Annotated in this window: 20 protein-coding genes and 1 pseudogene; 9 read left to right on the top strand and 12 right to left on the bottom strand. The window is 69.3% G+C overall.

What is annotated here, in order from left to right; genetic code table 11:
• Positions 1 to 122 precede the first annotated feature (122 nt).
• The 6 genes from fusA to OWC43_RS05970 form a co-directional block, all read right to left on the bottom strand.
• A complete protein-coding gene (fusA, locus tag OWC43_RS05995) occupies positions 123 to 2198 on the bottom strand; it encodes an elongation factor G (protein ID WP_137827430.1) in 2076 nt (691 codons plus the stop codon).
• 62 nt (positions 2199 to 2260) lie between these two features.
• On the bottom strand, positions 2261 to 2731 hold the full coding sequence (rpsG, locus tag OWC43_RS05990) for a 30S ribosomal protein S7 (RefSeq protein ID WP_137827431.1): 471 nt from the start codon (positions 2729 to 2731) through the stop codon (positions 2261 to 2263).
• A 105-nt stretch (positions 2732 to 2836) separates the two neighbouring features.
• Positions 2837 to 3208: a 30S ribosomal protein S12 gene (rpsL, locus tag OWC43_RS05985; protein WP_004447775.1), complete on the bottom strand. Its 372-nt coding sequence runs from the start codon at positions 3206 to 3208 to the stop codon at positions 2837 to 2839.
• A gap of 391 nt (positions 3209 to 3599) precedes the next feature.
• Positions 3600 to 7073, bottom strand: a complete 3474-nt coding sequence (locus OWC43_RS05980; RefSeq protein WP_393958503.1) for an SbcC/MukB-like Walker B domain-containing protein — start codon at positions 7071 to 7073, stop codon at positions 3600 to 3602.
• A gap of 137 nt (positions 7074 to 7210) precedes the next feature.
• Positions 7211 to 7855 (bottom strand): alpha/beta hydrolase, encoded by a 645-nt coding sequence (locus tag OWC43_RS05975; protein WP_393956046.1) that lies wholly within the window; start codon positions 7853 to 7855, stop codon positions 7211 to 7213.
• A gap of 111 nt (positions 7856 to 7966) precedes the next feature.
• Complete coding sequence (locus OWC43_RS05970) at positions 7967 to 8896, bottom strand: ring-cleaving dioxygenase (RefSeq protein ID WP_393956045.1); 930 nt, start codon at positions 8894 to 8896, stop codon at positions 7967 to 7969.
• 140 nt (positions 8897 to 9036) lie between these two features.
• Between OWC43_RS05970 and OWC43_RS05965 the strand changes: the two genes are divergently transcribed.
• Entirely contained in the window at positions 9037 to 9999 is a 963-nt protein-coding gene (locus OWC43_RS05965) for a LysR family transcriptional regulator (protein WP_393956044.1), read from the top strand.
• A gap of 132 nt (positions 10000 to 10131) precedes the next feature.
• Here OWC43_RS05965 and OWC43_RS05960 read toward each other — a convergent pair whose 3' ends face one another.
• Positions 10132 to 10773 carry a DUF4194 domain-containing protein gene (locus OWC43_RS05960; RefSeq protein ID WP_137827435.1) on the bottom strand — a complete coding sequence of 214 codons (642 nt, stop codon included), beginning with the start codon at positions 10771 to 10773 and terminating at the stop codon, positions 10132 to 10134.
• A gap of 5 nt (positions 10774 to 10778) precedes the next feature.
• Positions 10779 to 12212: a Wadjet anti-phage system protein JetA family protein gene (locus OWC43_RS05955; RefSeq protein WP_137827436.1), complete on the bottom strand. Its 1434-nt coding sequence runs from the start codon at positions 12210 to 12212 to the stop codon at positions 10779 to 10781.
• A 286-nt stretch (positions 12213 to 12498) separates the two neighbouring features.
• On the opposite strand from OWC43_RS05955, the pseudogene OWC43_RS05950 reads away from it, so the two are divergent.
• Positions 12499 to 13172 (top strand): annotated as a pseudogene (locus tag OWC43_RS05950) (HAD family hydrolase).
• Positions 13173 to 13396: 224 nt separating this feature from the next.
• Positions 13397 to 13768 (top strand): hypothetical protein, encoded by a 372-nt coding sequence (locus OWC43_RS05945; protein WP_393956043.1) that lies wholly within the window; start codon positions 13397 to 13399, stop codon positions 13766 to 13768.
• Between the two features lie 62 nt (positions 13769 to 13830).
• Here the strand turns inward: OWC43_RS05945 and OWC43_RS05940 are convergent, their stop codons facing one another.
• Entirely contained in the window at positions 13831 to 14727 is an 897-nt protein-coding gene (locus tag OWC43_RS05940) for a CoA ester lyase (RefSeq protein ID WP_137827439.1), read from the bottom strand.
• 163 nt (positions 14728 to 14890) lie between these two features.
• Here OWC43_RS05940 and OWC43_RS05935 point away from each other — a divergent pair, with 163 nt between their 5' ends.
• Entirely contained in the window at positions 14891 to 15280 is a 390-nt protein-coding gene (locus tag OWC43_RS05935; protein ID WP_091942617.1) for a tautomerase family protein, read from the top strand.
• Here the strand turns inward: OWC43_RS05935 and OWC43_RS05930 are convergent.
• On the bottom strand, positions 15264 to 16163 hold the full coding sequence (locus OWC43_RS05930) for a LysR substrate-binding domain-containing protein (protein ID WP_393956042.1): 900 nt from the start codon (positions 16161 to 16163) through the stop codon (positions 15264 to 15266). The two genes, OWC43_RS05935 and OWC43_RS05930, sit on opposite strands and share 17 nt — an antisense overlap.
• 115 nt (positions 16164 to 16278) lie before the next feature.
• Here OWC43_RS05930 and OWC43_RS05925 point away from each other — a divergent pair, with 115 nt between their 5' ends.
• The 4 genes from OWC43_RS05925 (at position 16279) to OWC43_RS05910 (ending at position 18688) form a co-directional block, all read left to right on the top strand.
• Entirely contained in the window at positions 16279 to 17496 is a 1218-nt protein-coding gene (locus OWC43_RS05925) for an MFS transporter (RefSeq protein ID WP_393956041.1), read from the top strand.
• Between the two features lie 171 nt (positions 17497 to 17667).
• Positions 17668 to 18048 (top strand): hypothetical protein, encoded by a 381-nt coding sequence (locus OWC43_RS05920; protein WP_393956040.1) that lies wholly within the window; start codon positions 17668 to 17670, stop codon positions 18046 to 18048.
• Positions 18049 to 18169: 121 nt separating this feature from the next.
• A complete protein-coding gene (locus tag OWC43_RS05915) occupies positions 18170 to 18406 on the top strand; it encodes a hypothetical protein (RefSeq protein ID WP_137827443.1) in 237 nt (78 codons plus the stop codon).
• Positions 18407 to 18688, top strand: coding sequence for a hypothetical protein (locus tag OWC43_RS05910; protein ID WP_137827444.1), 282 nt, complete (start codon positions 18407 to 18409; stop codon positions 18686 to 18688).
• 148 nt (positions 18689 to 18836) lie between these two features.
• On the opposite strand, the gene OWC43_RS05905 is transcribed toward OWC43_RS05910, so the two are convergent.
• Together OWC43_RS05905 and OWC43_RS05900 are read right to left on the bottom strand one after the other, a co-directional pair.
• Positions 18837 to 19085, bottom strand: coding sequence for a DUF3297 family protein (locus OWC43_RS05905; protein WP_137827445.1), 249 nt, complete (start codon positions 19083 to 19085; stop codon positions 18837 to 18839).
• Between the two features lie 36 nt (positions 19086 to 19121).
• Positions 19122 to 19745 carry a CatB-related O-acetyltransferase gene (locus OWC43_RS05900; RefSeq protein ID WP_137827597.1) on the bottom strand — a complete coding sequence of 208 codons (624 nt, stop codon included), beginning with the start codon at positions 19743 to 19745 and terminating at the stop codon, positions 19122 to 19124.
• 78 nt (positions 19746 to 19823) lie between these two features.
• On the opposite strand from OWC43_RS05900, the gene OWC43_RS05895 reads away from it, so the two are divergent.
• Complete coding sequence (locus tag OWC43_RS05895) at positions 19824 to 22157, top strand: NADP-dependent malic enzyme (protein ID WP_393958502.1); 2334 nt, start codon at positions 19824 to 19826, stop codon at positions 22155 to 22157.
• The last annotated feature ends 15 nt before the right edge of the window (positions 22158 to 22172 follow it).

The raw sequence follows: 22172 nt of genomic DNA, 5'->3' as shown, positions 1-22172 counted from the left end.
GTCTTGCCGTGATCGACGTGACCGATCGTGCCGATGTTGCAGTGCGGCTTCGTGCGGCTGAACTTTTCCTTGCCCATCGGGGCCTCCTCAATTCGTAATCAGTTGCGGAAGAGAAAGTGCGCTTAGGCGTACTTGGCGATGACCTTGTCGGCCTCGCCGCGCGGCACTTCCTCGTAGTGATCGAACTGCATCGTGAAGTTGGCGCGTCCCTGCGAGAAGGAGCGCAGCTGGTTCACGTAGCCGAACATGTTCGCCAGCGGCACCATCGCGTTGATGACGTTGGCGTTGCCCCGCATGTCCTGGCCCTGGATCTGGCCGCGGCGGGAATTCAGGTCACCGATGACCGAGCCGGTATACTCCTCGGGAGACACCACCTCGACCTTCATGACCGGCTCGAGCAGCACCGAACCGCCCTTCTGGAGCGCCTCGCGGAAGGCCGCGCGGGAGGCAATCTCGAAGGCGAGCGCCGAGGAGTCGACGTCGTGGTAGGCGCCGTCGATCAGCTCGACCTTCACGTCGACCACCGGGAAGCCGGCGAGCACGCCCGCGCCGAGGACCGAGTTGAGGCCCTTCTCGACGCCGGGGATGTACTCCTTCGGCACCGCGCCGCCGACGATCTTCGACTCGAAGGCGAAACCGGCACCCGGCTCGTTCGGCTCGACCACGAACTTCACCCGGGCGAACTGACCGGTACCGCCGGTCTGCTTCTTGTGGGTGTAGTCGATCTCCTGGCGGCGGGTCAGCTTCTCGCGATAGGCGACCTGCGGCTGACCGATATTCGCGTCGACCTTATAGGTGCGGCGCAGGATATCGACCTTGATGTCGAGGTGAAGCTCGCCCATGCCGCGCAGAATGGTCTGGCCGGATTCCTGATCGGTCGAGACGCGGAAGGACGGATCCTCGGCGGCGAGCTTCGAGAGCGCGATGCCGAGCTTCTCCTGATCGGCCTTCGACTTCGGCTCGACGGCGATCTCGATGACGGGCTCCGGGAATTCCATCTTCTCGAGGATGACGGCGTCCTTCGGGTCGCACAGCGTGTCGCCGGTACGGGTGTCCTTGAGACCGGCCAACGCGACGATGTCGCCGGCGAAGGCTTCCTTCACGTCTTCGCGGTTGTTGGCATGCATCAGCAGCATGCGGCCGACGCGCTCCTTCTTGTCGCGCGACGAGTTGATGACGTTGGCGCCCGACTCGACCTTGCCCGAATAGACGCGGCAGAAGGTGATCGTGCCGACGTGGGGGTCGTCCATGATCTTGAAAGCGAGCATGGAGAAGGGATCGCTGTCGCTTGGACGGCGCACCACCTCTTCCTCGGTCTTGAAGTCGAGACCCTTGATCTCGCCACGATCGGCCGGCGACGGCAGGTAGTCGACGACGGCGTCGAGGAGCGGCTGAACGCCCTTGTTCTTGAAGGCCGAGCCGCACAGCACCGGATGGAAGGCGCGCAGCTGCACGGCGCGGCGCACGAGCTTGCGCAGCGTCTCCTCGTCCGGCTCCACGCCGTCGAGATAGGCGGTCATGGCGTCGTCATCGAGCTCGACGCAGGCCTCGATCATCTTGGTGCGGTATTCCGCAGCCTGATCGGCGAGATCGGCCGGGATCTCCTCCTCGGAGAAGTTGGCGCCGAGCGCCTCGCCGGACCACACGATCGCCTTCATCTTGATGAGGTCGATCACGCCCTTGAAGTTCGACTCCGCGCCGATCGGCAGCTGGAGGCAGACCGGCTTGCCGGCGACGCGGCCGATGATGTCGGCGACGCACTTGAAGAAGTCGGCGCCGATCTTGTCCATCTTGTTGACGAACACGACGCGCGGCACGTCGTACTTGTCGGCCTGGCGCCACACGGTCTCGGTCTGGGGCTCGACGCCCTGGTTGCCGTCGAGCACGCAGACGGCGCCGTCGAGCACGCGGAGCGAGCGCTCCACCTCGATGGTGAAGTCGACGTGGCCGGGGGTGTCGATGATGTTCAGGCGCTTCTCGCGCCAGAAGCAGGTCGTCGCGGCGGACGTGATGGTGATGCCGCGCTCTTGCTCCTGCTCCATCCAGTCCATCGTGGCGGCGCCCTCATGGACTTCGCCGATCTTATGGGACTTTCCGGTGTAGTACAGGATCCGCTCGGTCGTCGTGGTCTTGCCGGCATCGATGTGGGCCATGATGCCGAAGTTGCGGTAGTCCTCGATCGCGTGCGTGCGGGGCATCGGGGTCTCTCCGGAAGAAGCGGGCTAGGAGCGCGGCCCCTTGGCCGCGCTCGACAGGCGAATTACCAGCGGTAGTGCGAGAAGGCGCGGTTGGCCTCAGCCATCCGGTGGGTGTCTTCACGCTTCTTGACGGCGTTGCCGCGGTTGTTGGCGGCGTCGAGCAGCTCGGCCGACAGGCGCTCGATCATGGTGCGATCGTTGCGGCCGCGGGCGGCCTGGATCAGCCAGCGGATGGCGAGGGCCTGACGGCGCTCGGTCCGAACCTCGACCGGCACCTGATAGGTGGCGCCGCCGACGCGGCGGGAGCGGACCTCGATCGCCGGAGCGACATTCTCGAGAGCAGCGCGGAACACCTCGATCGGGTTGGCCCGGGCGCGGTTCTCGACGATGTCGAAGGCGCCGTAGACGATCCGCTCGGCGGTCGACTTCTTGCCCTCGTACATGATCGAATTCATGAACTTGGTCAGAACGACATCGCCGTACTTCGGGTCCGGGATGATCTCGCGCTTCTCGGCAGAGTGACGACGGGACATCTGTTTGCTCTCAGAAATATCGACTTATGCACCTCGCGCAGGCCGCCTTGAGCATGACGCCGGCGACATCCTTGCGAGGCCGTGGAAACGACCGTCCGAAGCGACTTACTTCGGACGCTTGGCGCCGTACTTCGAACGGCGCTGCTTGCGGTTCTTGACGCCCTGCGTGTCGAGCACACCGCGGAGGATGTGGTAGCGCACACCCGGAAGATCCTTCACGCGGCCGCCGCGGATCATGACCACGGAGTGCTCCTGAAGGTTATGGCCCTCACCGGGGATGTAGCCGATCACCTCGAAGCCGTTGGTCAGGCGCACCTTGGCGACCTTACGAAGCGCCGAGTTCGGCTTCTTCGGGGTCGTGGTGTAGACGCGGGTGCAGACGCCGCGCTTCTGCGGGCAGGCGTTGAGCGCCGGCACCTTGTTGCGCGCCTTCTGCGCCTTACGCGGCTGGGCGATCAGCTGGTTGATCGTCGGCATCCTGTGCCCTCTTCATCCGGCCGCCCTCGAGCGACCAAAGTCTGAACTGTCGAAGCCCCTTGCGGGGCGCCCGCACCGCGGGAGAACCCGCGGCAAAACGAATAGCGCCAGAGGCCGGTAAGGGCCTTTGACGATGGTGAGGCAGAGGATCACGCCGGAAACCGACGCGTTCTTACCCGCTGATCTGACGAATACGTCAGGGTATGATGCCGGTATCGGTCTGACGACGGTCGCCGAAGCCCCTGGCCTCGACCCGAAAGCGACTCTCGATCCACCGGAGTGGCGCGCTTCTAAACGGGGGACTCCGGGGCGTCAATGCCCGTGGGGCATAAAGTTCGGTGAAGATCGGCCCGGATTTGACGTTCCGTGGGCGTGTTTCGCGCGCTCATCTCTATTCGGCGGCGTCGGAGATGCGAAACGCCTCGATTCCCTGACGTTCCGGATTGATCGCCGCCAGCGCGCGCTTGGCCGTTTCGAGCGGGTGCTCTGATTCGATTCGTACCGACGTCAGATCCGGGCTCTTGTAGACGGTGACCACGGTGTCCATCACCTCGGTCAGCGTCGTGCGCTTGTCCTCCGGTGCGGCGATCAGGAGCTGCAGGCCCCAGCCGGCGAACAGATCGACCAGCGACTGGCTGTTGCGCACGTCGAGCTTCGAGAAAGCCTCGTCGAGCAGGCAGAGGCCCAGGCCCGGGGCGTCCTCGCCGGGGCGGTCGCCGGGATAATAGGCGGAGGCCATGGAGGCCGCGATCGCGACGTAGAATGGTGCCTGCGCTTCGCCGCCGGAGCCCCGCAGGGCCCGGCTGGACAGAGTGGTGCGGTTGCCCGCCCGGTCTCTCATGCCGATCTCGTAGACGAAGTAATTGCGGTAGTCGGCGAGTCGAACGGCGTTCTCCTCGCCCTCGATCAGGGCCGTGATCTCGGCGAGGGCCGCCGCGAGATGCGCGTTCCCGGCCAGGGCGCCGTCCTCGGCTGCCGGCAATACCGCCTGGGCGGCATCGGGCGAGCGGGCGACCTCGGTGGCGAGCTGATGGACGGCGGCGTAGCGCCGGTCCAAGGCCGCCTCGAAGGCGTAGGTCTGGCCGGTGAAGGTCTGCGAGGATAGGCGCTCGTTGAGCGCGTCGAGGCGGGCCTGCATCCGCTCGAACTTGTCGGCCAGGCGCGTGAGCAGATCCTCGGTCATCAGCCGCCGCATCTCGGCCTCGGCCCGCAGGGACTGATCGCGGTAGCGGCGCAATTCGTGCCCGGCCACCTCGTCGCGGGCGCGCACGGCCCAGGCATAGCCGAACGAGGCCGGCGTCTCGCCGGAGCCCAGCGGGTTCTCGACGCGCCAGGCGGCGCAGTACTCGGTGAGATCGCGCTCCGCGGCGCGGCCCTGGTGACGGGCGGTCTCGGTCGCCTCGCGGGCGGTCGCGCGGGCCTGGGACGCCAGCGCGGCGAGCGCCTTCGCGTCGAGATCGGCCCGGGCGGCCCGCGCCCCGGCGATCCCGTCCGTCACCCCCGGCGCATCGGCGGGCGCCGGCCCGGCGAGGCGGATGCGCACGGTGTCGCCGGAACTCCAGCGCTTCACCGCCGCGCGATACGTCGCGAGGGCGGCGCGGGCCGCCTCACGGCCCTGGTTCCGCTTTGCCTTCAGCCCGGCCTCCTCGGCCAGCAGGGCGTCGCGCTTGGGCTCCAGCACCTGCACCAGTTCGGTGAGGTAGGCCGAGCGCTCCCGCGCCAGTTCCTTGAGCTCTGCCTCGATGGCGCCGTTGTCGGCCTTGGCCACCGCCTCCTGCTCGGTGGTCAGTGTGCGGCGGCGGCCCTCGATGGCATCGGCCTCCTCCCGCAGGGCCGCCACGTCCACGGGCGTCTCGGCCAGGCGCGCGCGCAGCTGCGCGGCGATGCGGGCGGCCTCGCGCATCACGTTCGCCTCGGAGCGCAGGCTCCGGGCCTCGATCTCCGCCTCCTCCAGCCGCCGACGGGTCTCGGCCGTGGGACCGCGCTGGCCGCGGGTCATCATCAGCGGCACGGGGCGCACCACCGAATAGGCCATGCCGGAGGTCGAGCGCCCGCTCGGCGCCACCGCCCGGCCCATGCGGGCCAGGGCGGCATCGTCCGGAGCGAGGTCGTAGCCGCCGAGCCGGGCCGCGAGGAACGCTTCCGCATGGGGGCTGTCGGTCTCGATCAGACCCATCGGCCCGTCGTCGATGCGCCGCGCGGCGCGGCGGGCGGTGTCGGTGGTCTTGACCAGAAGGCAGCGGAAGAACTGGTTCTTGCGCGCGTCGAGGAGCGCGAAGGCGCGGTCGAGCCGGTCGGGCTCGACCACCAGGGCCTCGCGGGCGCGGCCGAGCAGGCCTTCGAGCGCCGGCCCCCATTTGGGATCGACGATCTCGGCGAGTTCGCAGATCGGCACCGCCTCGATGCCGAGCCGGCCCAGCTCCTCGCGAAACGCGTCCGTATCGGCCGAGAGTCGGGCGGCGGTGGAGCGGCCGGACTGGACCTGGGCCGAAAGGGCGCGCACCTCGTTCTCGCGCTCACGCGCCTTGAGGCCGAGATCCTCGGCGGCACTCTCCAGAGAGAGCGACAGGTCGGGCATCTGCCAGAGCCCTTCCAGGAGGCCCGCCAGCGGACCGCCGGCCCTGAGCGTCTCCTCCGGCGGGGCCTCGCGGCGCAGCCCCGAGCGGGCGCAGGCCTCGACGATGCGGACGGCATCGGGCGCGACCCGGCGCAGGGTCGCGCTCACGCTCGCGAGACGTCCGGCATCCTGAACGAGGCCGACCACGTGACCGAGGCGCACGGTGAGGTCGCGCCGGTCGCGGGCGAGCATCGCGAGGCCGGCATTCGAGGCGGCGAGCCGCGCCTCCGCCGCGCTTCCGGAGAGGAGCGCTTTCCGGGCCGCGATCTCGGCATCGATCTCGCGCACGAAGCCCTGGCTGGTCGCGACGCTCTCGCGGGCGATGCGCAGGCGCTCGGCCACCTCCGCCAGCGCCTCGCGGTTGCCGGCCCAATCGAGAATGCGTCGGCGCAGATCCGCGCCGGCGGCCCGAACCTCGTCGAGAGCCGCCGCGAGGCTCGCCCGCGCCCATTCCTCGTAGCGTTTGCACAGACGATCGAGATGGGCGAGGCGCTTCTCCAATTCCTCGATCGTCTCGAGCAGCCGTCGCCAGGTCTCGATCGACTGGCGGATGCGGGCGACATCCAACGGCTCGGGCTCCAAAACGAAGGAACGGACGAAGGCGCTGGTGTCGAAGATCGGCTTGAAGGCGACCGCGTTGGAGAAGGTGCGCAGGAACTGGCGCGGATCGGGGACGGGCGCGCCCTCGCGCAGGGTCGCCAGCACGGCGGCGGTGAAGCGCTCGCCCGAGGTGCGGTATTCCTCGAACGTCTCGGAGCGGCGACGCAGATCGGCGGCGATCTCGGACCAGGGCGCGACGAAGCTGCCCTGGTCGGTCTCGCGCACGTAGTCGGCGATCTCGAAGCGGTGGCCGACGGCGACGAAGCGGGAGAGCGTCTCCTCCTTCGGCTCCTCGGCGCGCGCCGCCAGCGCCAGCCCGACGGTGACGATGCGCCCGCTGCCCGCATGCTCGAAGACCAGGGCGATGACGGTCTCGCAGGCCTCGCGGGTCGGGCGTCCGCCCTCGGCCGGATCGCTGATCCAGCCGAGGCAGTAATCGCGGACGGTGCGGGCGGAGCGGCCGGAGGCGGAGGCGTTGAGTGCGAGACGGCTGGCATTGTTGCCGGCCAGGACGGTGCCGACGGCGTCGAAGATCGTCGACTTGCCGGCCCCTGTCGGACCGACGAGCGCCGCCGCGCCCCGGATGCGGATCTGCTCGCGGCGGATGAGGTACCAGTTCGAGATCGCGATGTCGGTGAGGCGATACACGGCGCGCCCGCCAGCCCCTGTGGTTGCCCGGAGGGTCAGGGGCATGGACGCTGCGGCCCGCCCGCGCAAGGGCCGGGCCGGCGACACCGGGGGATGGCCGCCCCGCTCCCCGCGCGGAGAGAAGCGGGACGACAGGATCAGGCGAGGGCCGCGCCCTGCGTGAAGCGGCGCGACAACCAGTCGGCGGCGGCGGCGAAATCCGCCTGCGACAGGTTATGCCCCGCGGGCTGGACCGTGTGGGTCACCTCCGCCCCGGCCGCTTGGAGGTCGTCCACGAGCCGCGCCGCGTTGTCCGTGGGCACGATCGGGTCGAGGGCGCCCGACAGCAGCAGGACCGGACGTCCGCCGAGATCGACGGAGGGACGCTCCGAGAGCGGCACCATCGCCCGCAGCAGTACCGCCCCGGCCAGCGTTTCGGGATGCAGGAGAAGCGTTGCCGCGGCGATGTTGGCACCGTTCGAGAAGCCGACGGTCACCGGCGCCGCGAGCCCGTATTCCGCCCGCGCCTGCGCCACGAAAGCGGCAAGATCCCCCGCGCGACGGCGGACATCCGCCTCGTCGAACACGCCTTCGGCGAGCCGCCGGAAGAAGCGGGGCATCCCGTTCTCCAGAACCGGACCCCGCGGCGAGAGCAGAGCGGAACCCGGCGAGAGGGCGCGGCCGAGACCGATCAGATCGTTCTCATCGCCGCCGGTGCCGTGCAGCAGGAGAAGCGGCGGGGCTGCGGAATCGGCGCCGGGCTCGAAGCGGTGATGGAAGCCGGCGAGAATGTGGATGGTCATGATGGCCTCCTCCGTGGAGAGCGATGGTTTCTCGCGTCGATGATGTCGGCGTCTCCGGCTCCCTTCTCCCATTTTCGAGGAGAAGGGAGCCCGAAGACCCGCGCCGGGCGGTCACGCCACCTTGGGCAGCACCGCCTCGATCCGCCCGCGATGCGGCTCGAGGAAGGGCGGGAGCTTGAGGGCGGTGCCCAGCGCGTCGGACGGCTCGTCGATGGCGAAGCCCGGCGCGTCGGTGGCGATCTCGAACAGCACCCCGCCCGGCTCCCGGAAGTAGATGGAGCGGAAGTACTGCCGGTCCCGCTGCTCGGTGACGGAGAGCCCGTGATCCCGGCGCAGCGCCTCCGCCATCGCCTCCTGCGCCGCATCGTCGGCGGCCCGGAAGGCGACGTGATGGACGGAGCCCGCCCCCTGGCGACCGGGCAGGAAATCGCCCACCGATCGCAGGGTCACGAACCCGCCGAGAGCGGCGCTGCCCTTCAGCCGGGTCTGCGTGCCCTCGCTGCCGACGGGCTCGAAGCTGAGCACGCCCGTCAGGATCGCCGCGGTCGGCCCCGCCGCGCGCAGGAGCAGGGTCACACCGTGGAACCCGCGGATCGCCTGATCGGGGGCGATGCCGGACGCTGCCCAGGCGACCTCATTCTCCGCCCCCTCGACCCCGACAAGGGCGAGCGGCATCCCATCGGGATCGCGGAAATGCAGAACCGTCTCGCCGAAGCTCTGCACCGGCGCCTCGTGGGCGACCGCCATCGCGACGAAGCGGTGGGCCCAGGCGCCGATCGATGCCTTGGGCACGCGGAACGCCGTTTCCGAGACTTGGCCCACCCCGACGCGGCCGGGAGCCGCGTGCTCGATGGGGAAGAATGTGAGGATCGTCCCGGGCGTACCGGCCTCGTCACCGAAGTAGAGATGATAAGTACCGGGATCGTCGAAATTGACGGTCTTCTTGACGAGGCGCAGCCCGAGCACGCGGGTGTAGAAATCGACGGTGCGGGCGGTCGGGCCGGAAAAGGCCGTGACGTGGTGGATGCCGTGCTCGGACATGGGGTGGCTCCTGTCTCAAGGATCGCTGCTCAAGGATCGCTCCTCGAAGATCTTGGACGATCCGCGTGAGCCCAATCTGGCCCTTGCCTTGTCCCGCGAAAACAGAAACGATCGAAACGTATCGTTTCGGAAATTTGCGAATGACCCGTCTTCCGGATTTCGAGGCCTGGGCGGTCTTCGCCACGGTCGCGGAAGGCCTGTCCTTCTCCCGTGCCGCCGACGATCTCGGCCTGTCGAAGGCGACTGTGTCGAAGGCCGTGGCGCGGCTGGAAGCGCGGCTCGGCGCACGCCTGTTCCACCGCACCTCGCGTCGCCTCGCCCTGACGGAGGCCGGCCGGGCCGCCCGCGAGGATGCCGCCAACCTGCTCGCGGCCGGCGAGGCGGCGGAGGCGCGGGCGCTCGACGCCAACGGTGTGCCGCGGGGGCGGGTGCGGCTCGCCGCGCCGATGTCGTTCGGGGTGGCCCATGTCGCGCCGGTGCTTCCGGACTTCCTGGCGGCCTTCCCGCAGGTCTCCGTCGACCTGCATCTCTCGGATGCCCAAGTCGATCTCGTCGGCGGCGGCTTCGATCTCGGCCTGCGGATCGCGGCGCTGGCCGATTCCTCGCTCCGGGTGCGGCGGCTCTGCGGCGTGCGCCGCTCGCTGGTGGCCACCCCCGGCTACCTCGACCGACACGGCCGGCCGGAGCACCCGGACGACCTGCGACGCCATTCCTGCCTCGGCTACGCCTATCTGCCGACCCCGGACCGCTGGCATTTTGCCGACGCGTCCGGCGCCGCCGCGTCCGTGGTGCCGGAGGGGCCGCTGCGCGCCAACAACGCCGACGCCCTCGCGCCCGCGCTCCGGGCCGGGCTCGGCCTCGCGGTCCAGCCGGATTTCACCATTTGGGACGACCTTCGCGCGGGCCGGCTGGAACGGGTGATGCCCGACTGGCAGCCCCCGCCCATCGCGCTGAACCTCGTCATGCCGCCCGGCCTGCCGCGACCGGCGCGGGTGAGCGCGCTGATTTCTTACCTGGAACGGGCTTTCTCCGCCGTCCCGTGGGCGCAGGAGGTGGAACCAGTCGGTTCCCCCGCTTCCCTCCGACATGCAACCTCATCCTGAGGTGCCGCGTAGCGGCCTCGAAGGAGACCTCCAGCCGATCGCGCGATCCCTGGAGCTCTCCTTCGAGGCCCGCCGAGGCGGGCACCTCAGGATGAGGGGATCGGGTTGGGGGCGGTGGGCAGAACCGCGGTCTCACCCTGCGCCGCTCCGCCCCTCCCCGGCGGAAGCCCAGGCCCGCACCTGATCCATCCAGGCATCCGGCGAGAGCACCGCGATCCCCGGCATGACGGTGAGCGGCGTCACCCGCTCCAGGCGGTCGCGCTCGCCCAGCCGCAGGGCGCCCTTTCGGGAGAACAGGCGCAGGATCTCGATGAGGCGGGCTTCGTCGGGCGGGTCCGAGCGGGCGGCGGAGCGGATCGAGTCGGCAATGTCGTCCGTGGTGCATTCCACCGTGCCGTCGGTGGCGACCCGGGAGTCGCGAAGCCCCTCCTCGTAGGCCAGCCGCAGGGCCAGCAGCACCAGGGTCTCGTCCTTGCGCAGCCGCTCGCCTTGCGCGTCGTGGCGCACGCCCTCGGGAGGCAGCGCCAGAAACACCATCTGATCGCGGTGGGCCACCTCGAAGCGGTAGCCGAGGCAGGCGAAGTAATCGCGGAAGAACGGCGCGTAGTGCCGCGCGAGTTCGTAGGAGCGACCGATGCCGGATGTCGCGGCGTAGATGCATTGCCCCTTGAGGATCACTTGGAGGGCGCGGGTCAGTTCCTCCTCGCTCGGTACGGGGCTGCCGGGCGGGGGCGGCTCGTCCCCGTCGAGAATGGCGCGAAAGGCGTCGAGCATGGGGATCAGCGGTTCTCGCGGGTCTCGGCTTCGGCGGGCGCCCCGCGCCGGCCCTTCGGTTCGGCGACGCGCTCGATCGTGAAATCCGGGCAGTCGATCCAGTCGTTGGTCAGCCGCCCCTCCCCCGGTGCGAGGCGGTAGCGCGCGCGCAGGGCCCCGTCGAACAGCACGTCGATCTCCCGCAGACGCTGGAACACCACGAAGGCATCGACATCCGCGATCGCGATGTCCGAGCCGCGCAGGCTTCGCCCGGGCTTCAGCCGCGCGTCGAGGAACGCCGCGATCCGCTCCGGCGTCACGGTGGTGCGGCGGCGGAAGGCGTCCTTGGCGAGCACGAAGGCCTCGATCGCCGGATCGGTCTCGATCTCCGGCAATGGCTCCGACTCGATGGCGCGCCGCGGCATGCGCGGGTTGGTGAGTTGCGGTGGGCCGATCGGCGGGCGCAGCAGCGAGACCTCCGGGGCCGGCATGTCGGCAAACGCCGCGTCCGGGGCTGCGCCCGCCGCGCGGAGGGCCGCGGCGACGCGCTCGATCCGGTCCGCGTCGCGGGGCTCGCGGTAGCGGAGCGTCGCCGCGATGCGCCGCTCCAGCCGGGCCACGACCGCGGCGACGGCGTCGAGATGCGGGTCGAGTCCCTCGAAGATCGCCAGGATCTCCACGAGATCGGTCCGCACCATGCGTTCGGCGGCAGCCAGATCCCCGGCGCGCCCCTCACGCAGATTGCCCTCGGCGAGCACCCGGAGGGTCAGCGGATCGCGCAAAGCCCGTCCGGCCTCGCGCACGATCCCGGAGCGAAAGCGGAACGGATTGAAGCGCGTGTGCAGCGTCCGGTAATCGGAGACGAGGTGGCGCTCGACGAATTCCTCGAAATAGAGGCGCAGGGCGGCACCGACATTCTGCTCGCGCAGGATGCGCTCCTCGACCTTGCGCAGGCCGCCGGCCAGTCCGCGCAGGTGCGCCAGGAAGGTGCGGGCGGCCTTGGCGGCGTTGCGCAGGGCCTCCGAGCGGTCGGCCGGGTTGGCGATGGCACTCTCGAGGGCGCCCAGCACCTCCAGCACCGCCCCCCCGTAGGATCGAGTCTCGCCCCGGTCGATCCGGGCCAATTCCTCGATCAGGATGCGGGCCTCAGGGTCGAAATCGACCACCGGCACGTAGCGTTCGCGCCGCTCGACCAGCCAGCCTGCCTCGATGAGGCGCCGATAGACGTAGGAGCGGCGCTCGATGGGATCGGCCGGAGCGGTCTCGTCATCGGCGATCTCGGCCTGCGACCAATCGGCGGAGAATTCGCCGATGGCGACGATCAGGTCCGCTTTGCGCAGCGGCTCGGCGGCGTCGCCGAACACCGTGGCATGCAGGTGCAGCAGCAGGGCCGCGTTGAAGACGCGGCTCGGCGAGGCAAGCGGGCGAAAGAGGTCGTCGGCGAGATGGGTGAACAGCATGGCGGACCTGAGCGCAGGCAAAGCGCGGTGCGTCCCGCGGGTCAATGCCGGGCCCGTCGCGGCAGGCCTGCGCAATCGGCGTCACCCCGCTTCATCCCCGGCCTTCCGCGTTCGACCCCATACCTCCGGTGCTGCTCCGGTGATCCGGCCAGGACACGGAAGGCATGCCCGAACCGTACGCGCTCCGAAATCTCACTACGGGCGAGACCCGGCGTATCGACGGCGCCGTGCGGATGCATCGCCTCGGGGGGCCACCCGTTGTCCCAAGGGATTCCCGGAGGCCACCATGCGCATCGAGACCGTCTTCCTGTTCGACCTCGACGGCACGCTCGTCGACAGCGTCTACCAGCACGTGCTCGCCTGGAAGGAAGCGCTCGACGCGGAGGGCATCCCGCTGTCGGTTTGGCGCATTCATCGCAAGATCGGGATGAGCGGCGGCCTCTTCACCCATCAGCTGCTCCGCGAGACCGGCCTCGACATGGACCCGGATCGTATCGACCGGCTCCGTCGTCTTCACGCACAAGCCTATGGCCGCCTCTCGACGGGCGTGGTGCCGCTGCCCGGCGCCCGCGAACTCCTCCAGACCCTCACCGACAACCGCATTCCCTGGGCCATCGCCACGAGCGGACGGATGGAGACCGCCAGCCACAACCTTCTCGCCCTCGGCGTCGACCCCGGACGCGTACCGGTGGTGACCCGAGACGACGTGAAATACGCCAAGCCCGATCCGGACCTGTTCCTGGCGGCCGCCGAACGGCTCGACGCACCGATCGAGCATGCGGTGATCGTCGGCGATTCGATCTGGGACATGCTGGCCGCCCGGCGCTGCCGCGGCCTCGGCGTCGGTCTCCTGTCGGGGGCTACGGCACGGAGGAGCTGGAGCGCTCCGGCGCGGTACGGGTCTACGACGATCCGGCAATGCTGCTCGATCATCTCGACGAGGTCGGCGGTCGACGCTGAAGGCCCACCTTGACACTCAAGGTTAGCGGGCCGGACGGGAGCCCGTCTGGACGCGCCAAATCTGTATGCAGGATCCTGTCGATTGGATGAACGGCCGGTTGAAGGGTCGTTCATGCGACAGGACGTAGCGTCAACATCACCAACTCGGGAGTGAACCGATTCCGATGCGCGACCGTTGGGGAGCCATCGGATCAATGATCCCCCCTCATGGAGATGTCTTCACAATGAAGAAGCTCGCAGTCCTCTCCGCCGCCGCCGTGCTGGGCGTCGGCGCCCTCACCTCGACCGGCGCCGAGGCGCGCTGGCGCGGCGGTGGCGGCGGCGCGATCGCCGCGGGCGTGATCGGTGGCCTCGCCGCCGGCGCCCTGGTCGGTGCCGCGGCGTCCAACAGCTACGGCTACGGCGGTGGTTACTACGGCGGTTACGGCTATGCCCCGGCCTACGGCTACAGCTACGCCCGCCCGGCCTACGGCTACCGCAGCGTCGGCTACTACGACGACGGCTACTACGCCCCGCGCACGTATTACCGCCGCAGCTACTACGGTGGCGGCTACGGTTACGGTGGTGGCTACGGTGGCTACGGCTACGGCTGGTAAGACCGCCCACGCTTGAGGCGTGACGAAGGCCGCGCTCCCGAGGGGCGCGGCCTTTCTTCGTTTCAGGCCCTCGAACCTGCGTCGCGGGCCGCGATGGTCTCGGACCACACCACCGAACGGCGTGCCATACCGATATGCTGGCGCTCGTACATCCGTCCCTCGACCTTGATCGCCGCGCGCTTGGCGTTCTCCGGCAGATTGAAGGCCTCGATGACGAGACGGGCGCGGCGCACCTCCTCCTCGGTCGGGGCGAAGGAGGTGTTGGCGGGCTCCAGCTGGTTGGGGTGGATCAGCGTCTTGCCGTCGAAGCCGAGATCGCGGGCCTGTCGGCACTCGGTGCGGCAGCCGTCGACGTCGGAGATGTCGTTCCACACGCCGTCGAGGATGGTCAGGCCCTCCGCCCGGGCGGCCGCGAGCGTCAGCATGATCCAGGGCAGCATCGGCACCCGGCCCGGCACGAGTTGCGCCCAGGTGTCCTTGGCCAGATCGTTGGTACCGAGCACGAAGCAGGTCAGCCGGGTGCGCCGGTCACGCCGGGCCTTGGCGATCTCGTGGATGTTGAGGATCGCCGCGGGCGTCTCGATCATCGCCCAGACGGCGATGGAATCGGGCGCGTCGAGGGCTTCCAGATGGTCGGCGATGCTCTCGAGGACGGCGGGCGAGGACACCTTCGGCATCAGGATCGCGTCGGGCTTGGCCTCGATCGCGGCGCGCAGATCCCCTTCGCCCCACGGGGTCTGGGGCGCGTTCACGCGGATCACGAGTTCGCGATGGCCGTAACCGCCGCCCTTCACCGCGGCGCAGACCTGCTCGCGAGCGAGTTCCTTTTCCTCCATCGACACGGCGTCCTCGAGATCGAGGATCAGCGAATCGGCCGGGAGGGTCTTGGCCTTCTCCAGGGCCCGGGCGTTCGAGCCCGGCATGTAGAGTACGCTGCGGCGCAACCGCAAATCCGACATCGATGGTCTCCTCCGTTAGGCGGGCATCGATGCCGCGCCGCACCATTTTGAATGCGGAATACGAGAGAACCGGTTCGGTTGGAAGCGGCCGGGCGCAGTTCTACCTTAGCGGTACGGCCGGCAACCGCCAGAGGCCGCGTTTTTCCCGTTCCGGAGACCCACCATGCCCCTCATGCGCTTCGACCTGCTGGAAGGACGCAGCGATGCCGAGCTGAAAGCTCTGCTCGATGCGGCGCACGAAGCGATGCTGGAAGCCTTCAACGTTCCCCCCGGCGACCGCTACCAGATCGTGACCGAGCACAAGCCCACGCGGATGATCGTGGAGGATACCGGGCTCGATATCCCGCGAACGAAGGACGTCGTGGTGGTGCAGATGATCACCCGGCCGCGCGGTCGCGAGAAGAAGGAGTTGTTCTACCGGCTGCTGACCGAGAAGCTCCAGGCCGCCTGCGGCATCGCGCCGGCGGATGTCATGGTCTCGACCGTGGAGAACACGGACGAGGATTGGTCCTTCGGCCATGGCCGGGCGCAGTTCCTCACCGGGGAATTGTGAGCGAGGCGGCGCCCTCCGCCACGAGCCACTCGACGAAGGCGGCGAGGGCGGGCGTCTTGTCGGCGTCGAACGGCGTCAGCACGAAATAGCCGGGCCGCTCGACGACGATGCCCGGATAGGGGGCGGCGAGCCGGCCCTCCGCGACCGCCCGGTCGAGCACTGGGAACGGTCCGATGCCGAGCCCGGCGCCGTCCTCCAGAGCCTGCAGCGTGACGAAGAAATGGTCGAAGATCCGGGGGCGTGCGCCCTCGGGTCGGACAGCGCCCGCCGCCGCGAGCCAAGCGCGCCAGTCGCCCGGTCGCGTCTGCGTCCCCAGGAGGACGCGACCTTCGAGATCGCCGGGGCTGGCGAGGGGCGCTCGCAACAGAAGGGCCGGGCTCGCCACCAGCGTGTCGACCTCCGCCAGGAACGGCACGGCATAGTGCTGCGGCCAGGGTTCCGGCCCGCGTCGGATGGCGAGGTCGAAGCCCCCGCGCAGTTCCTCCTGCAGGGTCGTGGTCGTCGTGACCGTCACCTCGGTATCGGGCCGCGCCGCCCGGAAACCGTCGAGGCGCGGTATCAGCCAGCGCATCGCGAAGGTCGTCGGTGCGCTGACCCGCAGCACCCGCGGTGCGAGCGGTCGGCCGCAGATGTCGGCGGCTTCCGTCAACCGGTCGAAGGCGAGGCTGATCTCGGTGGCGAAGACCCGCGCCGCTTGCGTGGCCACCATCCTGCGCCCGACGCGGGCGAAGAGCGGCTGCCCGAGCCACGCCTCCAGGGCCGCGACCTGCCGGCTGACCGCGCCGTGGGTCAGGCCGAGTTCCGTGCCGGCGGCGGCGTAACTCCCGGCCCGCACGGCGACCTCGAACACGCGCAGGGCATGGAGAGGCGGCAGGTGGCGCATGGCCGATCGCTCCGATCCGTGAGGAAAACGCACGATATCGGTGATCGAACCGGGCCTGATACCGGAATTGTCACGGATCTAATCTGGACGGAGCTCCAAGAGAGGATCGTGCCGCGTGAGCCGGACCCTGGATATCGACCGATCGGATCGCGCGCTGCCGGAGGCGACGACGACGCAACGGCGCAGCCTGGGCGGCGCCTGCATCGCCCACGTCTTGCACGATGGCTACACCGATCTGCTCTACGTGCTCCTGCCGGTCTGGCAGGCGGAGTTCGGGCTGTCCTATGCCGGGCTCGCGGCGCTTCGCAGCCTCTATTACGGCACCATGGGCGGGCTCCAGGTGCCGGCCGACCGGATCGCCGGGCGCCTCTCGATCCGCGCGGCGCTCGCTCTCTCGACGCTGGTCGCGGCGGCGGGTTTCGTCGTGATGGGCCTCAGCGGCGGATTGTTCGGGCTCTGCGCCGGCCTCGTCCTGGCCGGAATCGGCTCGAGCATCCAGCATCCGCGCGCCTCGTTCCTCGTCTCGGACGCCTACGGGCGCGCCGCGCGGGGGCCGCTCGGCATCTACAATTTCGCGGGCGACATCGGAAAGGCGACGTTTCCGGTGGCGGTCGCCGTGCTGCTCGGTGTCCTCGCATGGCGGCCGGTGGCCGGCTTGATGGCGCTCGTCGGGCTCGTTGCGGCCGTCACGCTGGTCGCGGTGCTGCCCCGCCGGCCCCTGGTGCCGGCGCCGACGCGAGCCGCGAAGAGCGGGGCGGGTTCATCCCGGACGGGCTTCACCCTGCTGATGGCCGTCGGCGCCCTCGACACCGCCACCCGAATGGGAACCCTGCTGTTCCTGCCGTTCCTCCTGGAAGCCAAGGGCGGGACCGGCACCACCACCGGTCTGGCCCTGGCCCTGGTCTTCGCGGGCGGCGCCTTCGGCAAGGCCGTGTGCGGCTGGCTCGGCGAACGGGTGGGCGTGGTGCGCAGCGTCGTCGTCACCGAAGCGATCACGGCGCTCCTCGTCGCCGCCCTGCTGCCTTTGCCGCTGGTGCCGACCCTGGTCCTGCTGCCAGCGCTCGGGGTCGCCCTGAACGGCACCTCCTCCGTGCTCTACGGGACCGTGCCGGATCTCGCGCCCCGCGGCGATACCAGCCGGGCCTTCGCCCTGTTCTATACGGCGGTGATCGGCTCGGGCGGGATCGCCCCCATCGCCTACGGTGCCTTCGCCGACCGGGCAGGCGAGACCGCCGGTTTGCTCGCCGCCGCCGCCACCGCCCTCGCGACGGTGCCGCTGGTGCTGGCTCTGCGCGGGCCACTCAAGGCAGCACAAACGCATACCCAGGAATGATCCCAGGCCGAACGCACCGTCCATTCTGCAGATGTAGGCATCCGGCAAGAACAAGCGCGACTATTCGGGCCCGGACCCCGTTTCGCGAAGTCACGACAGCTCCGACAGGTCACCCTTTCGTCAAGATCGACCGTCAGAGGCGTCCCTACACTTCTTGAGGGGACGAACCTGATGCGAATGATGTGCCTCGGCCTTGCGGTGGTGGCCGGCCTCTCTGTTTCGGCACCGGCACAGGCCGAGAGCCGCACCGCGATGGGCGTCGGCGCGGGTGCGGTGGCGGGCGCGCTGGTGGGCGGACCCATCGGCGCCGTGGTCGGCGCGGTGGCCGGCGGCGTCATCGGGTCGAACAGCGAAGCGCGCCCCCGCAGGACCCGTCGCGCCCGCGCCGCGGCGCGTCACCGTCAGGCGCGTCTGACCTCACCGGCCCCGCGCCGCTCGGCGATGGCCGAACCGCCCGCCTCCGCGGAACCGACCCGCACCGGCAGCACCGGCCCGGCTTCGGTGAACGCGGCGCCCGCCCCGGCAGGGTCGGGCTGGCGCGATCCGCGCTGACAGCGAACCGCTTGGGGCCGGGAAAGTGTCACTCCGGCGCCACAGCCAGGGAAATGCGCAAGCGTGACCGGCCCCTTGCCATTTTCATGACGCGTTGCAGCGCGCAGGATCGTCCTACGCCATGTCCGAGAGCGAGGAAGCGATGGTCGATCCCGACAAGCCGGACAGATTTCCATCCCCGATGGGCGAGGCCGACCTCTCGGTCGGCCGGGTGACCAAGGGGGTCGCCTACGCCATCGGCAAGCGCCTCTCGGTCGAGCGCGACGCCGCCCTGCCCGACCGCCTCGCCCGTCTCGTGGACCGCCTTCATGCCGGCCCCCTCGGCCGCTCTTCCCTCAAGCCTCGTCGAGTAGCCTGAATGTCCAAGTTCGAACGCGCCCTCAACGACGCCAACGTGGTCGCCTTCCCGTCCGCCGCCACGGAAGCGGTCGCCGACGAGAACGTCGCCTCCATCATCGAGGTGCTGCAGGATCAGCTCAAGCTCGCCCGCGAGGGCAAGCTGCGCTCGGTCGCCGTGGTCTCGGTGTCCCACGACGGCGGCGCCATCGGCACCCAGTGGTCCTGCGCCCACGGCGACGTGGCGAGCCTCATCGGCAAGCTCACCGTCCTGTCCCACGACATGATGGCCGCCCGGAACTGATCACCTTTCGGGGATCTCGACCGCAACATGAAAGGGCCGGCGCCTGAAGGCGTCGGCCCTTTCGATTCCGGGTCGCTGCGTCGCGGGGTTTCCGGACGAGGGTGGCGATCACCGCCTCCGGCAGCGATCCACCCCTATCGGGGCGGCCTCAGGCCTCCGAAGTCTCGCGGAAATACGGCTCGACCGGGCCCTTCAGCTTCACCGTCATCGGGTTTCCGGCCCGGTCGAGGGTCTTGCCGGCGGAGAGCCGCACCCAGCCCTCGCTGACGCAGTATTCCTCGACATTGTTCTTCTCGACGCCCTTGAAGCGGACACCGACGCCGCGGGCGAGGATCGCCTCGTCGTAGAACGGGCTGTTCGGATTGACCGACAAGCGGTCGGGAAGCTGGTCAGACATCGGCGCTGTCTTCGGTTGTGAGCGAATGCGGGCCGGTTACGGCAATCGCGGCGGCGTCGCAACGGCGCGCTCGGCCCGCACTGCGGCGATCAACGCGTCGATCTGCCCGCTCTGAAGCAGCGGAATCCACCGCTGCACCGTGTCCTTCGGGAATTCCCACCAAGCCGTTTCCAGAAGTGCGGCCACCGTCGCCTCGTCGAAGCGGCGGCGCACGATCCGCGCCGGGCTTCCCACGACTACCGTGTAGGGGGGCACGTCGCGGGTGACGACGGCCCGGGCGCCCACCACAGCCCCGTGCCCGATGGTGATCCCTGATAAGATCAGGCAGCCGGATCCGAGCCAGACATCGTGCCCGATCACCACATCACCTTTGGAGAGGTGGTGATCGGGCGCATCGGCCCCCGGCCACAAGTCCGGCATCGCCGTGAAGGGGTAGGTCGAGACCCAATCCAGCCGGTGACCGCCGCCGAGCTGAATCTCGACCTTGTCGGCGATGGAACAATAGCGGCCGATCGTCAGCCGCCGCCCGGATTCCGGGAAACGCACCTTCGGTCGGCCGTAAGAATATGGGCCGATTAGATAATTCCATCGGCGCGCCAGGACACGGAGATGCAGCCGTGTCTCGTTGTGCGGGTTGCGCCCCCGCTTCAGCCGTTGCAACAGATGCCTCAACGGCGCACCCCTCCGCGATGAGAGGCGACGGTGCGCGACGAGGATGCGGGAGAGGACGGCATCGCCATGGCCGACAATATGTCCGAGGATCTGAAATCCGGGGCGCTCGTCTACCACCGCCTTCCCAAGCCCGGAAAGCTGGAAATTCAGGCGACCAAGCCGCTCGGCAACCAGCGCGACCTCGCCCTCGCCTACTCGCCGGGCGTGGCGGCCGCCTGCATGGCGATCCATGAGGACTCGCAGGAGGCCGCGACTCTCACGATCCGCCAGAACCTCGTCGCGGTGCTCACGAACGGCACGGCCGTGCTCGGCCTCGGCGATATCGGCCCCCTTGCCTCGAAGCCGGTGATGGAGGGCAAGGCGGTCCTCTTCAAGAAATTCGCCGGTATCGACGTGTTCGACATCGAGGTGGACGAGAAGGACGTCGACAAGCTCGTCGACGTGGTCTGCTCCCTGGAGCCGACCTTCGGCGGCATCAACCTCGAGGACATCAAGGCGCCGGAGTGCTTCGAGGTCGAGGAGCGCTGCCGCGAGCGGATGAACATCCCGGTCTTCCACGACGACCAGCACGGCACCGCGATCATCGTCGCGGCCGCCGTCCTCAACGCGCTCGAACTCGCCGGCAAGCAGCTCTCCGACGCCAAGATCGTTACCTCGGGCGCGGGTGCGGCGGCACTCGCCTGCCTCAACCTTCTCGTCTCGCTGGGTGCGACGCGCGAGAACATCACGGTCACCGACATCAAGGGCGTGGTCTACAAGGGCCGCACCGAACTGATGGACCGCTGGAAAGAGGTCTACGCGCAGGAGACGGAGGCGCGGACGCTCGCCGAGGTGATCGGCGGCGCCGACGTGTTCATCGGCCTGTCGGCCGGCGGCGTGCTCAAGCCCGAATATCTCGAGAAGATGGCGGACAAGCCGCTCATTATGGCGCTCGCCAATCCCTATCCCGAGATCATGCCGGATCTCGCCCAGGAGAAGCGCCCGGACGCGATGATCTGCACCGGGCGGTCGGACTTTCCGAACCAGGTCAACAACGTCCTGTGCTTCCCCTACATCTTCCGCGGCGCGCTCGATGTCGGCGCGCATGCCATCAACGAGGAGATGAAGAAGGCCGCCGTGAAGGCCATCGCGGCGCTCGCCCGCGAGACGCCCTCCGACGTCGTCGCCCGCGCCTATGGCGGCGAGGCGCGTCCCTTCGGACCGCGCTCGCTCATCCCGAGCCCGTTCGACCCGCGCCTGATCCTGCGCATCGCCCCGGCGGTCGCCAAGGCAGCGATGGATTCGGGCGTCGCCGGGCGCCCGGTGGAGAACATCCAGGCCTACACGGATTCCCTCGACCGGTTCGTGCACCGCTCCGGCTTCATCATGAAGCCGATCTTCTCCAAGGCGAAGGAGGATCCCAAGCGCGTCGTCTACGCCGAGGGCGAGGACGAGCGGGTGCTGCGCGCCGCCCAGGCGCTGGTGGAGGACAAGGTCGCCCGCCCGATCCTGATCGGGCGCCCGCGGGTCATCGAGACGCGCATCAAGCGCTTCGGCCTGTCGATCCGCGCGGGCGACCATTTCGACCTGATCGATCCCGAGGACGATCCCCGCTACCGCGACTACGTGTCGACCTATCTCGAAGTGGCGGGCCGGCGCGGGATCACCCCCGATCTCGCCCGCACCCTGGTGCGCACCAACAACACGGTGATCGGTGCGCTCGCCGTGCGGCGCGGCGAGGCGGATGCGCTGATCTGCGGCCTCGAAGGGCGGTTCGAGACGCGCCTGCGGGTGATCCGCGACATCATCGGCCAGAGCCCGGACGTGCTCGACTTCGCGGCGATGAGCCTGATCGTCACGAAGAAGGGCGCCTACTTCCTCGCCGACACCCATGTCCGCCCCGATCCGTCGGCGGAAGAGATCGCCGACGTGGCGATCGCCTGCGCCGGCCATGTCGCGCGCTTCGGCCTGACGCCGAAGATCGCGCTGCTGAGCCACTCGGATTTCGGACAGTCGGATTCGGTCAGCGCCCGCAAGATGCGCGGCGCGCTGGAGCAGATCCGTGCCCGCGCCCCGAAGCTTCAAGTCGATGGCGAGATGCAGGCGGATTCCGCCCTGTCGGAACTGGTGCGGGACCGGGTGCTGCCGGGTTCGAGCTTCAAGGGTGCCGCCAACATCCTGATCTTCCCGAATCTCGACGCGGCCAACATCGCCTTCCAGTTCGCCAAGGTGCTGGCGGATGCCCTGCCGGTCGGCCCGCTCCTGATCGGTCCGGCCAAGCCCGCCCACATCCTGACGCCGTCGGTGACGGCCCGCGGCATCGTCAACGTCACGGCCGCCGCCGTGGTGGAGGCGCATGCGGGCTCTGTGGCCGAGATCGCGGCGATGGCCGAGCCGGGGGCGACGCCGGTCTCGGAGTGAATGGACGCGTGACGC

It is taken from the genome of Methylorubrum sp. POS3 (assembly GCF_043352485.1).
Classification (GTDB): Bacteria; Pseudomonadota; Alphaproteobacteria; order Rhizobiales; family Beijerinckiaceae; genus Methylobacterium; species Methylobacterium suomiense.
The sequence above is the reverse complement of the archived record's forward strand: the minus strand, read 5'-3'. Positions and strand labels throughout refer to the sequence as shown.